The sequence below is a fragment of the Nostoc sp. ChiQUE01b genome, assembly GCF_034531255.1.
Taxonomy (GTDB): Bacteria; Cyanobacteriota; Cyanobacteriia; order Cyanobacteriales; family Nostocaceae; genus Nostoc.
This window is the reverse complement of the sequence record NZ_JAVRBM010000026.1, coordinates 16,454-30,667: the sequence shown is the minus strand read 5'-3', so window position 1 is coordinate 30,667 and position 14,214 is coordinate 16,454. Positions and strand designations below refer to the sequence as shown.

Sequence of the window (14,214 nt, the reverse complement as noted above, 5' to 3'; positions counted from 1 at the left end):
CGCCAATGCTACGCTTTGTCTCTCCTCGCCGCAAGCTCTTAGGGGTTGGGGGTGGGGTGTTTTTATTATGGTCAATTCGACGGACATGATATGAGACATGGAAATAAGAGAAAAGAAAGTGTTTACAAAAGTATCTCTCAAAGAATCCGAAAAGCAACAACTTTATTTTGTAGCTTATGATGTACCTACAAAAGTGAGATTTAGCGATCGCTATCAAGTTTTTTTAACAGGAGTTAAGCTATGACGCAGCGACTGACTCAAGAGCAATTATCACAAATAGTTACAGAAGTAGAAGGTCTGCAATTGCGTCGAGAAGCGGAACTAGACCAACAGCAGGTTAGAGAAATTTTACAGGAGTTGAATTTACCGCCAGAGTTACTAAATGAAGCGCTGATTCAGTTAAATCGCCGCCAAGCACTGGAAGTACAACAACGCCGGCATCGATGGATTACTTCTGGAGTGGTGGCAATTGTAGTGGTTGTCATTGCATCTACAATATTTTTCATGCAGCAGCAAAGTTCTACACTTTCCCGTGTTTCTGCTCAACAAGACCGTATCACTTTGACACAAGATAATGGCGGCGACTTAAAGACAATTTCCCGCCAAACCAATCCAGAAGTCTTGTATCGTGTCACCCTAAAGGATGTACCTTTGGGTCAAAAGCTGGCTCTCTCCTGTAATTGGATTGACCCAAGCGGTCAAATTGTCAAGCAAAACAACTATCAAACCCGCGAGATTAATACGTCTGTCTGGGATACCCAGTGTCGTTACACTATTAATCCGGCTGCAATTGTTGGCAATTGGCAGGTGCAGATGTTCCTAAAAGGTCGGCAAATTAGCGATGAAACCTTTGAAGTTAAATAGTCCAGATGGGTATCCCGCATCACTTTCTTGGCTATTGGGGTTACGGTGCTCAACAGGAGTTGGAAGCGCTATTAACTAGTGTTGTGGATAGAAAGGGAGAGGCTTTGAAGTTTTCTGCACAGGAAAATTATCCTCTTCCCATCTGGAATGTTGTTTACATAGGACTTGATGGCAATTCCCCGTCGCAACAAAATCAAATTGCTGCCATCTTTGCATCAGGATTATTTAGTTCACCCGATGCTTGGGTAAGTCTCCAAGAAAACAACTGCCTAATTTTGGGAAGAGAACCTTTCGGAAAGATGCCTTTGTATTGGACTGTGCAAAGACAAGTAGTCTGGTTTGCATCCCAACTGCAACTACTTTTACCGATTTTGCAACAGTCAGAAGTTAGCATTCCTGGATTATATGGCTATAGCTGTTTTTCTTACGTTCCCACACCCTTAACTCCGATTAATGGAGTGTTTGCAGTGATGGCGGGGACTGAATTAGTTTGGCAAAGTGATTGTCAATCAGGTAAGCTGCGATCGCCTGAATCTAAAAAAATCCACTCATGGCGGGAAGCGTCAGAACAGTTAACAGATGAAGCTACAGCAATTACTGAATTGCAAACTCTCCTTAAAGACTCCATTGAGAAACAGATTGCCGATTTAAAAGATGAGCCTGTTGGGGTGTTTCTCTCTGGCGGACTCGATTCTTCAGTGGTGGCGGCGCTGCTGGTGCAAGCAGGGGTGAAAGTCCGCGCCTACACTTTAGATTTTGGTGACGCAGGGATTCCAGAATATCCATACTCTGAACAAGTCGCCCAGTTTCTCAAAATTCCGCTTGTTAAAGTTGCAGTAACCCCAAGTTTGATCGAGAATGTGCTAATTCCGACTGTGCAAGCATTGGATTTGCCCTTTGGAGATGGCGTGTGTGTGCCGTTGTATCTTCTATCTCAGAGAGCGAGTCAGGAAACTCAGGTAATTTTTAACGGCGAAGGTGGAGATCAATTGTTTGCTGGTTGGACGAACAAACCTTTAATTGCCGCAGGTGTTTATCAAGCAGAAAATCCCGCCAGACAGGAAACTTTTATCCAGCAATATCTCCGCACCTTCCACCGTCTTGGGGGATACGAATCTCAAGTTTATCAGCCAGAGGTTTATGCACAGATTCAAAATTTGCATCCTGAAGATTGGTTGTTAACAGCTCTTGATCGCAATGAATGTCCATCTTTGCTGCATCGCCTCCGCCGTGCTAGTTTGATGCTCAAAGGAGCGCAGAATATCCATCCCCGTGCGACTGCATTGGGGTTTGCTCATGGGTTGTGGGTGCGATCGCCTTTTTGTGATTTACCTCTAGCTGAGTGGACATTCCGCCTATCTGGAGAACTCTGCTTACAGGGTGCTTGTGAAAAATATATCCTCAAACGGGCTGTAGAAAATTGGCTTCCACCCGAAATTGTCTGGCGACAAAAACGTGGTATGGGGGTTCCTTTGACTTCTTGGTGTTTAAATGATTTTTGGCATCAACTCGGCATTTGGCTTAATCCAGAAATACTTCGCGCCAACAATCACTTTTATCCTCATATTGCGGCCCAAATCGTTGAAGGCAAACTGGGAGCAGCTATTCAAGGCCGTCGAATTGGTGAAACACTCTGGTTACTAATTATGTGGCAACTTTGGCGATCGCACGTTTTAAATGAAGAAATAAGTAAACAGTCTTGGGATCATCCCTTTTGGTTACATCGTTGGCTATGGAGAAATTACAAACGATGGCAAAGTTAGATAAAAGTGAGGAGTTAGGAGTTAGGAGTGAGGAGTTAGGAGTGGGGAGTGGGGAGTGGGGAGTTGGGAGTGAGGAGTTAGGAGTTAGGAGTGAAAAATTAATCTCCTCATCTCCTCCATTTTCCAGGGAACTTGCTCAGGAGTTACTGAATAACTACGGTTCTCCGCTTTATGTTTATAATGGCGATCACTTGCGGGAAACTATTGAGCAAATTACCAAAGCAGTCAGTTATCCCCGCACGCAATTTCGCTTTGCCAGTGTTACTAATGGCAACATTGCGCTGTTAAAAATTTTTCGCTCTTTTGGATGGGGACTTCACGCCAATACGCCAGGAGATATTTATTTAGGATTGCAAGCTGGTTTCGATCCTAGTGAGATTGTTTATAGCGGCAGTAATTTGAATTGCGCTGAGATGCTACAAGTCATGAATTGGGGAGTTACAACTCTTAATCTCGATAGCCTTGCTCAGTTGCAATTATGCTGTACAATTTTGCCCAAACACAAAGAGAAATCGATTCGGCTAGGTTTACGTCTCAATTTGCCGGAAATTACTGGAGATAGCCGCATTGGTGTACGTCCAGAGGAATTTGATGATGCGATCGCTTTAACTGCTGAGATGGGATTAAAGCTGAGTGGTTTACACTTCTATCGAGGGACGGGAACTAATGCCACAGCCGCTTTTACCCAGGTGATTGATAGGGTAATCGCTCTTGCACAAAAGTTACCTGATTGGGAATATTTAGATTTTGGTGGTGGTTTTGGCTATCCTTATCACCACAACAAAACAGCCTTTGACTGGGAAATATTTGGGGCTGAGTTAACCGAGAGAATTACTCGTTTAGGACGGAAAATTGATTTGGTGATTGAACCAGGACGAAGTGCGATCGCCGGATGTGCAACTTTGCTTGCTCAAGTTGTTTCGGTAAAATGGCAAGGAGAAAAACAGATTGTCGGAGTTGATACCACCGTTGCTAATCTTTCAGTACCCTCAGTACACGGCGGCTACCGAGAAATTTTCACTTGGAAGCAAGCAGATAAATTCTCAATTCCCCACTCTTGTACAGACGCGATTAATCGCGTCTCCCTATTCACAACTGATATTTGTGGGAACACCACCTATTCACGAGATTATTTAGGGAAAAATTGTCAACTCCCAGTTTTAGAAATTGGTGATATTGTTGCCATTCTAGATGTCGGTGCTTATGGTTATGCCATGTCGTCTCACTTTTTACACCGTCCCAAACCTGCGGAAATCTTGCTAGAAAATGGTGCACATCGCTTGATTCGTCGGCGGGAAGACTACAGTGTTTTATTAACAAATCAGGTGCTAGATAACTAACAATTAAAAAATAACATTGGGCAACCATTATGAAATGTATTAACTGCGGAACTGACAATAAACTAAAAGACCGGACAGCTAATCAAGGTCGGTGTCTAAAATGCAATCATCTCTTTGCTTTTGAACCGACTAGTATGAGTAATGTTAAAATTACTGACCCTTTCTTTGCAAAGGCGATCGCTGATATTTCTGCAAATAACACTTTATTTTTTACACCCAAGCAACTGCTTTATTTTCTAGATAATCGTCTAAGGTCAAAGTCATTTTCAAGATTTAGCTGGTTATTTTTATATGTATTTTTTAATATATTTACATTTGCTTTCATAATTGGCCCATTGATAGTAAACTTTGTATTTATTTTGATATTTTTTAATCGCAGTAGCTCAAGTAAGTTCAACAATACAATTCGCAAAGCAAATGCTAAAAATTTGCAAATCATAGGATTAATTATTCTTGTAACAGGAATTTTACTAAGTCTTGCCTCAAACTCATTCAGTCTCTTTGTCATTGTTGTGATTATGGGAATGCTACCCATATATTTAGGAACTCGACAACTAGGTCGAATTGGATTCTTAACACAAGAATTTTTACTTTCACAATCTCAGGTTAAAGATTGGCTAGACCGCTGGCAGCAAATCAATGGTTCAATTCTCAAAATTCTTCCTTCACCAAAGCAGGAAAATACACCAGCTACGGTTAATCCTGATGTGACTGCTTACAGTTTTGATAAATTAGTCGTTTGTGACAGTGCTAGTATTGCTCAACTATTAATCGCTAATAATTTTCACTTTGAAAACAACTGTGCAATTCTCAGCATTACTGGATATCCTCAAAGCATTTTTGACACCACAATGCAAATGCTGCGCCGCAATCCCGATTTGAAAGTTTATGCACTTCATGATTGCAATCCACGAGGAGTTGGTTTAGTTCATAATTTGAGAACCAATACTAATTGGTTTCTCAATAGCGAGATTGTGATTATTGATATTGGACTGACACCACGTCAAATTATCGCTACGAAGCGCGGAATGTTCATTCAATCCTCTCCAGAGTCGGCGCAAGCAGCAAAACAATTGTCTGAAGAAGTACGTCAAAGTTTATCTGCTGAAGAATTAGCATGGTTAAAATCTGGAAAGTTTGTGGAATTAGAATCTTTCACTCCCCAAAGAATAATTAAAGTCCTGCAAAAGGGCATTGCTGGCAGTCAAAATTTAGAAAGTGATGACAGTAGCTTGCTTTTAGTCGGCGATACAGGAAATGATATGTATGTTGTTCAAAGTTTTGGTTAGTATTCTCATTTCAATTATGGCGGTAATTCATGACCATTGGTGTCAACTTAAGCAATTCCCCATGCCCCATCCTCAATGCCCAATTCCCAATTTTGAAAATATTTAGGAGATTAAACAATGGTTCAGGTTCGCTATGGTGGACAGAATGGCCAACAGTATGAATTTGCTATCAGTAACGAACACGTTGTAGTGCGTACCGAAAGCCGTAGCACTCTTGTTGGTGCAAGATCCTTTGAAGTCGCACCTGTATCACCCATAGCTCGTAGCATCCTCAATCAATTTGAGTTAAAAACACGGTTTCGGCAAGCGGGTGTAGAAATTTTGCAAGCGAAAGTTCCGAATCAGGGTGTCGCTCTGCGCGATCGCGCCCGTGAAATTCTCAACAATGAGTCTGAAGTCCAATTTGCTGGACGTGTCTTAATCGATCCAGTATCCCAACAACCTGTAGTTTATACTGAAAACCTTTTTGTTAAATTTGATAGCGAAGAAGAGTCAGGTGTCTGCCAAGAGGTTTTAAGACGTTACAGCTTAACAATTAAACGCCAACTTGAATACGCACGAAATGCTTATTTTGTCAGTGCGCCTGCAAATACTGGTATAGCGGTCTTTGACATCGCCGAGAGACTTCTAAATGAGGAATCAGTTGAACTGTGTCATCCTGAACTAGCGCGTGAGTCACGCCAACGTCAAGTTTTCCCGCAGCAGTGGCACTTAAAGCAAACAACAATTAATGGTAAGACAATTAATGCCCATGCCAACGTTGAAGCCGCTTGGAAGTTGAGTAATGGCACTGGGATGATTATTGCAATTATCGACGATGGTATGGATCTCGATCATGAAGAGTTCCGTTCCTCTGGCAAGATTGTTGCCCCACGTGATGTCACACGTAAAACGAACAATCCTAGACCGGGAAATGATAATAACCACGGTACATCTTGTGCAGGAGTAGCTTGTGCAAACGGCAGCTTTGGGGCATCTGGTGTAGCACCTGGGGCAAAACTCATGCCGATTCGTTTAGCTTCAGCGCTGGGATCGCAGGATGAAGCAGATGCTTTTATTTGGGCGGCTCAAAATGGTGCTGATGTTATTTCTTGTAGCTGGGGCCCAGCAGACGGTACTTGGTTTGAGCCAGACGATCCTGCACACAAGCAAAAAGTACCTTTGCCTGATTCCACACGACTTGCTATAGACTTTGCAATCAATAAAGGACGCAATGGCAAGGGGTGTGTAATTTTATTTGCAGCTGGCAATGGTAACGAAAGCGTCGATAATGACGGCTATGCCAGCTACCAAAAGGTGATTGCAGTGGCAGCTTGTAACGACTACGGCACGAGAAGCGCTTACAGTGATTTTGGTCAGGCGGTTTGGTGTGCCTTCCCCAGCAACAATGGTGACAGTTCTCAAACTACTGGAATTTGGACAACCGATCGCTCTGGTCTACTTGGTTATAATTCAGGTAATCGAAATCTGGGTGAAGCTTTAGGCAACTATACAAACGAATTTGGCGGAACTTCCAGTGCTTGTCCAGGTGCAGCAGGTGTAGCAGCCTTGATTCTAGCCAGAAACCCAAATCTGCGTTGGGATGAAGTGCGAGACATTATAAAACGTTCCTGCGATCGCATTGATTCAGCCGGAGGTAAATATGATGCCAATGGTCGCAGCCCCTTGTACGGTTACGGTCGAATCAATGCTCTCAAAGCTGTAGAATTGGCCAAGCCCGCGCAAACATCGCCCATTAGTATTTTCCAGGCAGTGCAAGATATCCCAATTAACGACTTGCAAACATCAACATTGTCGTTGGCGATCGCTAATACCACCCTTCTAAAATCCATCAAAGTTAATGTAGATATCGAGCATACTTATATTGGGGATCTTGTCGTTACTCTCCTTCCTCCAGTGCAAATAGGCATACTTCCCATAATTCTGCACGATCGCCAGGGTGGAGCTACAGATAATATTAAAACAATTTATGACGAGGTAAACACCCCTAAACTTGCTGCCTTTAAAGGCAAAAGTCCCCAAGGAACCTGGATTTTGGAAGTTGCAGATAAAGCTGACGGAGATACAGGAAAGATTCGCAGCTTGACCATTGAAATTGGATTTTAAGCCAATACGTTTGTGTTAATGATAATTGTCGTGGGATAGAGCGATCGCTTTACACTGCCTGATCTTGTCTTTTGACAGAAACAGCTAGTTTTGAGCATTTGTAGTAAGCACTTTAGTGCTTAGAAAATAAGGATTAAAGTTGCTCTGACAATCTTTTATATAGCCTTTCCTCATCATACAAGTTACATCATAGCCCCCTCCTCACTTGCGGGCTATCCATTAGTCACATCTTTCTTTACAATCTTGAAACGCTTGTTTTGTAGGCATCTTAAACACGCTCGGTGTGAGGCATACTTGACAAGTTACCTCTTAATATTCTCGCTAAAAGTAGGTTTTTATTGAGAATTAACGACGAACGAATCAGGGTTATAAAAAACGTGAGTGAATACTCTCGCAAATGTTAAGAAAGATCCGGGTAATGGATAGCTTACTTGCGGGGAGGGGGTTGGGGGTGGGGTTCTTCGGGTTTAATTAAGTAATTAAGCAGACAATCTGTTATGTCAATTTGAAAAATGATTACAACAGATAGATTAATAGAACCCAGACAGAGAAGGCAATTCCCAATTCAAAATGGAATTAGCTTTGAGTCACAGCCTCTTTCGCCAAGAACTTCTCTAATTCTGTCAGCGCATCAGCATCAACCTTAGTTTGCATTGGGCAGAACTTAGGCCCACACATCGAACAAAACTCAGCAGTTTTATAAATATCTGCTGGTAGAGTTTCATCGTGATATTCCTTAGCTCTTTCTGGATCGAGTGATAATTCAAACTGACGGTTCCAATCGAAGTTGTAACGCGCCTTGGAAAGTTCATCATCTCTATCCCTTGCACCAGGGCGATGTCTAGCAATATCAGCCGCATGAGCTGCTATTTTATAGGCAATCAACCCATTTCGCACATCTTCAGCATTTGGTAGACCTAAATGTTCTTTAGGTGTTACATAACACAGCATTGCAGTACCGTACCATCCAGCCATCGCAGCTCCAATGGCTGAAGTGATGTGGTCATAACCAGGAGCTATGTCTGTCACCAATGGCCCCAAAACATAGAAAGGTGCTTCCGAACACTCTTCCATCTGCTTGCGGACGTTGAACTCAATTTGATCCATTGGCACGTGTCCAGGCCCTTCCACCATCACCTGTACGTCATCTTTCCAGGCTTTGCGAGTTAGCTGTCCGAGGGTTTTCAATTCAGCTAATTGTGCTTCATCTGAGGCATCATGGGTGCAGCCCGGACGCAGGGAATCTCCTAAACTGAAGGAGACATCATACTTTTTGAAAATCTCAATAATATCTTGGAAGTGGGTATAAAGCGGATTTTGTTTGTGGTGATGTAGCATCCACCGCGCCAAAATCCCGCCGCCACGAGAGACAATACCAGTGATGCGGCTTCTTACCAAAGGTAAATGCTCAATCAAAATTCCAGCATGGATAGTTTGATAGTCTACTCCTTGCTGGGCGTGCTTTTCAATGATATGGAGAAAATCATCAGCAGTCAGATTCTCGATTGTGCCGTGGACACTTTCTAAAGCTTGGTAAACAGGCACTGTACCAATGGGAACAGGTGAAGCCTTGATGATTGCGGTACGAATTTCATCCAAATTACCGCCACCTGTAGATAAATCCATCACGGTATCAGCACCATACTTCACTGACAGATTCAGCTTATCCACTTCTTCTTGAAGATTAGAAGAGTTGGGAGAAGCGCCGATATTAGCATTTACCTTACATTTAGAGGCGATGCCAATAGCCATCGGCTCTAGGTTAGTGTGATTAATATTAGCGGGGATAATCATTCGTCCCCGCGCTACTTCCTCACGAATGAGATCGGCTGGGAGATTTTCCCGTTTTGCGACGTAGTGCATTTCTTCGGTGATAACACCTTGGCGCGCGTAGTGCATTTGAGATACATTAACTTGCCCACGTCGTTTAGCAACCCATTCAGTCCGCATATTGTCATTCCTCAATAAACAGCTTCCCTCCGCTGGTATTACCCAGACTCAGGTGTTAAGGGTGTGATCTCAGCCTCGTTATGTAGGCACCCCTAGCATGGATGTAGTGTAGCACCTTGGGTATATCTGGGAGCAAAGGTGTTAACAATTTATGAGGTGAGGGTGGTGTTAAGCGTGGGCATCAGAAACCTTTTGTTGTGCTTGAGCTAACAATGATGACAGTCAAAAGCTGACAATCACTCCGCTAAATAGTAATGCTATAGAGTTTATCCTGATGATTTTGGACTTATTTTTAGATACCAATATGTAGGATGCTACGTTTTTACACTTAGCAATTATCAAAAATTAGAGTGAATTGGGCATTCGGCATGGAGAAGAGACAAGGGAGAGACTTGTCCCCTTGTCTCCCTTGCTTCATTCCCCAAATTGTTAAGCTGGGTTCCAAGTGCCGTGGAAACTGTGGGGAATGACGCTAGGTAATCCTAGTTTGCAAACGGGTTCTTCATCCAGGCGATCGCTATCAAATACCCAAACTTCACTACTATGACAATTACCATCGTATACAACAGTTAGCACCCAACCTTGCTCAGGGTTTTGGGCATCTTGCGCGTGAATGGGTTCTGAAGCATAGCGGTTTTCTCCTAAGTCTGCTTCAGTGAGGGTTTCAGTTTTGTAGTCAAAGCGGGCGATCGCACTGAACCATTCTTTGCCTATATCCGCTCTTTGGGGCATTAATGATATATAAGTATAGCGCCAAGGTTGACCAACTTGCGATCGCTGCACTACAGGAAATTCACAAATCCGGTTGACAACTTCCTCTATTGCTGTCACTTTGCCAGTTCGGGGATTGAGGCGCACTTGCGACAATTTTCCTCTAGGAACTGTGTACGTCTCACCACTTGCGAATTCTCTAAGATACTCATTAGTTTGGTGAAAATCTCCATATCGCACCATGTCCAAAACCACGGAACCGTCTTTATCTTCATAGCCATTGCCAAAATGCCAATTAAACCAAGGATCGGTTTCGCCACGACTCACTAAGGATAAGTTTTCCCGGTCAAAGATTAACACCTGGGTTCCTAACTGAGGTTCCCACAACAGAGATTCACTAAAGGTAGTCACACCTAGCAAAAGTGACAGCATTTTCATCCGCATCGGTGGCATGAAAAACACCAGATACCTTTGAGTTAAAACAAAATCATGCATTATCGAGTAGCGATTTAGCTTAAAAGCAGTTTTTTGGATAATTTTGCCAGTGCGATCGCTTTTGTAAAGATTCAATTGTATAGAACTTCCGATACTGATTCCAAAGTTAAAAATCTCGCCTGTTTGTGAATCACGCTTATAATGAGCAGAATAAGGTAATCTGTTATCCAAAGCACCTAAATCATCCAATCCCTTCGTTTCTAAAGTTTGCAAATCAAGGGCGTAGGGATTGGTTGCTTCCCATAAAGCCAATAATTTATCAGGTAAAGCCAGCACTGAGGTATTCGCTGTATTTTTGACCTTTTGGCCCCAGCGCTTCCAGATGGAACCTGGCGGATGCATCCCATAGACACCATAAAGAAACCTATCCGCTTGAGTTTCAGCTTGATATTCTGCTGTTTGCACATAGCGATAGACTCCGGTAACTCCTGCATCTGTGAAATGGACGCCAAGAATTGCCCCATCTCCATCAAACCAGTGTCCCACGCGTTGGCGTAGCCCGTCGCAGACATCGCCACCGCGTTCTAGCCGTGCGGGGCCATTGCGGTAAAGAGTGCCACGCAAGCCATCTGGGATTTTACCAGAAATAATTGACAGTTGAGTAAGGGGAAATTCTTTTGCTGGTTCTGCGATGGCACCAGCCCAGGATTTCTTTATTGACTTTTTAGTGATAGTCTGCATATTACAATATTGCCTGATACATTGATGTAGACCGATGTATTCTGACATTGTTGCAATTTTTGGCGTTGCAGAGAAAGCGGCATGATTTAGCAACTTACAAAATTCCTCCCCTGCCTCCTCTGCTGGTTATATACGAGGTGGTATAGGACTATGATTTGATTGCGTGAAAAAACTCCGTACAACTCGAAAAGCCTGATTCTCTATTCCCTACTCCCTACTCCCTACTCCCCAACTACGTAGATAATTTCAGAAATCAAATACGATTCCTATATCAACTAGTTTAAGTTTTTGGTGATAAAGTAGCATATTCTTCTTTTGTCAACACTGCATCCTTCACATTTACCTCTTTGGGAATTAACTTCAATTTGTAATATGTATCTGCAACACCTTGCTGTAGATTTATCAAATTGTCGTCAATTGGCACAAGACCAAAAGTCCGTCTGTTAGTTGCTTTTTTCATCGTTTCTAAATCAATTCCTAACACAGGTGCGAGAGTTTTTGCTACTTCTTCTCGATTCTGTTTAGACCATTCTTCTAAATTTTGAATTTCCTCCAGTATTGCCTTGACAGTTTGGGGATTTTCAGTGACAAATTTGCGGGTCATTAAATAATATCCTCCCTGTTTATTAATTCCTGTGCCATCAATTAGGACTCTGGCTTTAGTTGCCTCTTGAGCCGCTGCATAGAAGGGGTCCCAAATTACCCAAGCATCCACACTCCCTTTCACAAATGCAGCGCGGGCATCAGCCGGAGCCAAATATTTAGGTTCAATGTCTGTATATTTTAATCCGGCTTTTTCCAAAGCTTGAACTAACAATAAGTGAGCACTAGACCCTTTTTGAAAGGCAACTGTTTTGCCCTTCAAGTCAGTAACTTTTTGAATTTGCGAATTTTGAGGAACAAGAATTGCTGAACTAGCCGGAGTAGCCGCAGTACCAACAACATAAGTTAGTGATGCTCCCGCTGCTTGGGCAAATATTGGCGGTGATTCTCCTACGGGCCCAATGTCAATACTACCCACATTCATCGCTTCTAGTAGTTGTGGCCCCGCTTGAAATTCAGTCCACTGTACAGTGATACCTTCAGGTGCTAAACGCTTTTCTAAAACACCCTTAGTTCTCAGCAAAATGGTCGATTTTTGATAGCCAAATCTGACTACTGGTGCTTTATTATTGGAAGCCGAATTGCCCACAGATGTGGCACTGGGATTAGGGGCATTAACAGTCGGTGTCGATGAACAAGCAGCAAATAGCAAGCTCAGACAAAGACCTGTAACAAAAGCCCCCACTGTTGGCAAAGGAGAAGAAAAGAATAATTTATGTTGGTTGTTAAATGGGATATTCTTGAATTTTATCAACGATATCCACTTGGCAATGAAACGGCCAAAGATTTGGTTAATCATCAAAATGATTTCTCTGAACTATATAAACACTATAAACTTATAGGTTTACCGTAGTATATAAATAAATCTAGGTTTAATTGACATCAAAATAGCGGGAAGTGGGTTAACTGGAAACTTCCCCGCCTATTATTCCAGTGTCAAAAAACACAGCACTAATTTAGCAAATCAGGTTCTTCGCGCACAATCCGGTCGTAAAGGGGCTGGAAACTGAACCACCCACTTACATGTGACCCCACTTGAGTTTGTGTTAAACGGGCTGTTTCGTGTTTGATCGTAGTCGGTCTACCCGCAGCTTCTGCTAACAGTTGGGCTTGGCACGATCGCTCTAAGCTAATGTACCAAAAGGCAGCTTCATCGACTGTATGTCCCACAGTTAAAATACCGTGGTTACGCAGGATTATCGCTTTATTACCGCTCAAAGCTTGAGCTAGTCGTTCACCTTCAGAGGTATCTAATACGACACCTGTATAGTCATCAAATAATCCATGATCTTCGTAAAAAGCACAAGAATCTTGAGTCAAGGGGTCAAGGAAACGCCCCAAACTAGACCAGGCTTTACCATAAAGTGAATGGGCGTGAGCTGCGGCGATTACATCAGGTCGAGCTTCATGAATCTGAGAATGGATGGCGAAAGCAGCTTGATTTACCTCAGCATCGCCGCCTTTAACCACCTCACCTTCTTTGTTAACTAGAATCAGGTCAGAAACTCGGATATGACCGAAGTATGCCCCGAATGGATTAACCCAAAAATGGTCTGTAAACTCAGGATCGCGAGCCGTAATATGGCCTGCGATTCCCTCGCTAAACCCAAACTTTCCAAAGAGGCGAAAGGCGGCGGCGAGACGTTGCTTGCGGTGGAGGCGTTCGTCTTCAACTCGCTCGAATGCTGGGGGTTGTGGTCTAATGTAACTGGACATATTCTTTTTCTTCTTCTTTACAGGGAGCGTTGGAATATCCAGAGCGAAAGGATTTGACGCTGTCAGATTCTGGGATGAACTGGTGACGCAAAACGCAACCAGTATCATTACCCAAGACATGGATGGATACAGATGCGCTCTGGGATGTGGTTTTGACAGCGTGGATATCACCATCTGGGGGTAAGAGGCGGTAGATATCCCCTGGTTGAAGCGATCGCACTTCAGTTACTTGTAATTGTGCGTGTCCTTCGGCATCACCGTTATCTACACGGCGATAGACTGTTTCTTCTTGATTACCCTTGTATAAACCAATCAATCCCCAAGCTAAATGGTCGTGGACGGGAGTCGTTGAGCTTGGGGGAATCACCAAACTGAATACTGATAAAGAACGGTCTTTAGCGCGATAAAGCAGCCACTGGCCAATACCGCCACCCATCCGGCTTTCGGGATTGACTTGGGCAAACTTTTGGGGTAGCCATTGTGGTTGAGCAAGAAGTTCTTGAAAATAGGGTTCTAGTTTAGCGAGAGTTTGTGTGCGATCGCTAACAGTGCTAGCGCTAATTTCCCGTACTGTTGCTACAAAGGATCGTAGTTCCTGGCTCTCAATAAACCATTGGTCTTCTGGTAACGGTTCTAAAATAGTGTGGTTCGTCATCTATATTCCTCTGTTTAGGAGGCGACTAAGATTAACTAATT

General features: G+C 43.1%; 11 protein-coding genes and 1 riboswitch. Of the genes, 6 read left to right on the top strand and 5 right to left on the bottom strand.

From position 1 onward, the window contains the following. Positions 1–118 precede the first annotated feature (118 nt). The 6 genes from RMY63_RS18355 (at position 119) to RMY63_RS18330 (ending at position 7,362) form a co-directional block, all read left to right on the top strand. Positions 119–244, top strand: coding sequence for a hypothetical protein (locus tag RMY63_RS18355; RefSeq protein WP_322730070.1), 126 nt, complete (start codon positions 119–121; stop codon positions 242–244). After that, positions 241–864 carry a DUF3859 domain-containing protein gene (locus RMY63_RS18350; protein WP_322730069.1) on the top strand — a complete coding sequence of 208 codons (624 nt, stop codon included), beginning with the start codon at positions 241–243 and terminating at the stop codon, positions 862–864. The genes RMY63_RS18355 and RMY63_RS18350 overlap by 4 nt, the downstream gene beginning before the upstream one ends. A 5-nt stretch (positions 865–869) precedes the next feature. Then, positions 870–2,627: an asparagine synthetase B family protein gene (locus tag RMY63_RS18345; RefSeq protein ID WP_322730068.1), complete on the top strand. Its 1,758-nt coding sequence runs from the start codon at positions 870–872 to the stop codon at positions 2,625–2,627. Then, the gene (locus RMY63_RS18340; protein WP_322730067.1) at positions 2,615–3,967 is read left to right on the top strand and encodes a decarboxylase; all 1,353 of its coding nucleotides are present in this window, start codon (positions 2,615–2,617) and stop codon (positions 3,965–3,967) included. The genes RMY63_RS18345 and RMY63_RS18340 overlap by 13 nt, the downstream gene beginning before the upstream one ends. A 29-nt stretch (positions 3,968–3,996) precedes the next feature. Beyond that, on the top strand, positions 3,997–5,256 hold the full coding sequence (locus tag RMY63_RS18335; RefSeq protein WP_416212530.1) for a hypothetical protein: 1,260 nt from the start codon (positions 3,997–3,999) through the stop codon (positions 5,254–5,256). A 117-nt stretch (positions 5,257–5,373) separates the two neighbouring features. Next, positions 5,374–7,362 carry a S8 family serine peptidase gene (locus RMY63_RS18330; RefSeq protein WP_322730065.1) on the top strand — a complete coding sequence of 663 codons (1,989 nt, stop codon included), beginning with the start codon at positions 5,374–5,376 and terminating at the stop codon, positions 7,360–7,362. 576 nt (positions 7,363–7,938) lie between these two features. On the opposite strand, the gene thiC is transcribed toward RMY63_RS18330, so the two are convergent. The 5 genes from thiC to RMY63_RS18305 all read right to left on the bottom strand — a co-directional run bounded on the left by thiC (position 7,939) and on the right by RMY63_RS18305 (position 14,173). Next, the gene (gene thiC, locus RMY63_RS18325) at positions 7,939–9,312 is read right to left on the bottom strand and encodes a phosphomethylpyrimidine synthase (RefSeq protein ID WP_322730064.1); all 1,374 of its coding nucleotides are present in this window, start codon (positions 9,310–9,312) and stop codon (positions 7,939–7,941) included. Positions 9,313–9,319: 7 nt separating this feature from the next. Continuing rightward, positions 9,320–9,416: riboswitch (TPP riboswitch) on the bottom strand. Positions 9,417–9,741: 325 nt separating this feature from the next. Continuing rightward, the gene (locus tag RMY63_RS18320) at positions 9,742–11,199 is read right to left on the bottom strand and encodes a carotenoid oxygenase family protein (protein WP_322730063.1); all 1,458 of its coding nucleotides are present in this window, start codon (positions 11,197–11,199) and stop codon (positions 9,742–9,744) included. 280 nt (positions 11,200–11,479) lie between these two features. Further along, positions 11,480–12,601, bottom strand: a complete 1,122-nt coding sequence (locus RMY63_RS18315) for a sulfonate ABC transporter substrate-binding protein (RefSeq protein WP_322730062.1) — start codon at positions 12,599–12,601, stop codon at positions 11,480–11,482. Between the two features lie 152 nt (positions 12,602–12,753). Further along, complete coding sequence (locus RMY63_RS18310; RefSeq protein WP_322730061.1) at positions 12,754–13,518, bottom strand: class II aldolase/adducin family protein; 765 nt, start codon at positions 13,516–13,518, stop codon at positions 12,754–12,756. Continuing rightward, positions 13,502–14,173 (bottom strand): hypothetical protein, encoded by a 672-nt coding sequence (locus RMY63_RS18305; RefSeq protein WP_322730060.1) that lies wholly within the window; start codon positions 14,171–14,173, stop codon positions 13,502–13,504. The genes RMY63_RS18310 and RMY63_RS18305 overlap by 17 nt, the downstream gene beginning before the upstream one ends. Positions 14,174–14,214: the final 41 nt, after the last annotated feature.

Excerpts from the sequence above, each read along its gene's own strand:
- RMY63_RS18350 (WP_322730069.1), top strand. The coding sequence starts at position 241 with ATGACGCAGCGACTGACTCAAGAGCAATTATCACAAATAGTTACAGAA.
- RMY63_RS18345 (WP_322730068.1), top strand. The coding sequence starts at position 870 with ATGGGTATCCCGCATCACTTTCTTGGCTATTGGGGTTACGGTGCTCAA.
- RMY63_RS18340 (WP_322730067.1), top strand. The coding sequence starts at position 2,615 with ATGGCAAAGTTAGATAAAAGTGAGGAGTTAGGAGTTAGGAGTGAGGAG.
- RMY63_RS18335 (WP_416212530.1), top strand. The coding sequence starts at position 3,997 with ATGAAATGTATTAACTGCGGAACTGACAATAAACTAAAAGACCGGACA.
- RMY63_RS18330 (WP_322730065.1), top strand. The coding sequence starts at position 5,374 with ATGGTTCAGGTTCGCTATGGTGGACAGAATGGCCAACAGTATGAATTT.
- thiC (WP_322730064.1), bottom strand. The coding sequence starts at position 9,312 with ATGCGGACTGAATGGGTTGCTAAACGACGTGGGCAAGTTAATGTATCT.
- RMY63_RS18320 (WP_322730063.1), bottom strand. The coding sequence starts at position 11,199 with ATGCAGACTATCACTAAAAAGTCAATAAAGAAATCCTGGGCTGGTGCC.
- RMY63_RS18315 (WP_322730062.1), bottom strand. The coding sequence starts at position 12,601 with ATGATTAACCAAATCTTTGGCCGTTTCATTGCCAAGTGGATATCGTTG.
- RMY63_RS18310 (WP_322730061.1), bottom strand. The coding sequence starts at position 13,518 with ATGTCCAGTTACATTAGACCACAACCCCCAGCATTCGAGCGAGTTGAA.
- RMY63_RS18305 (WP_322730060.1), bottom strand. The coding sequence starts at position 14,173 with ATGACGAACCACACTATTTTAGAACCGTTACCAGAAGACCAATGGTTT.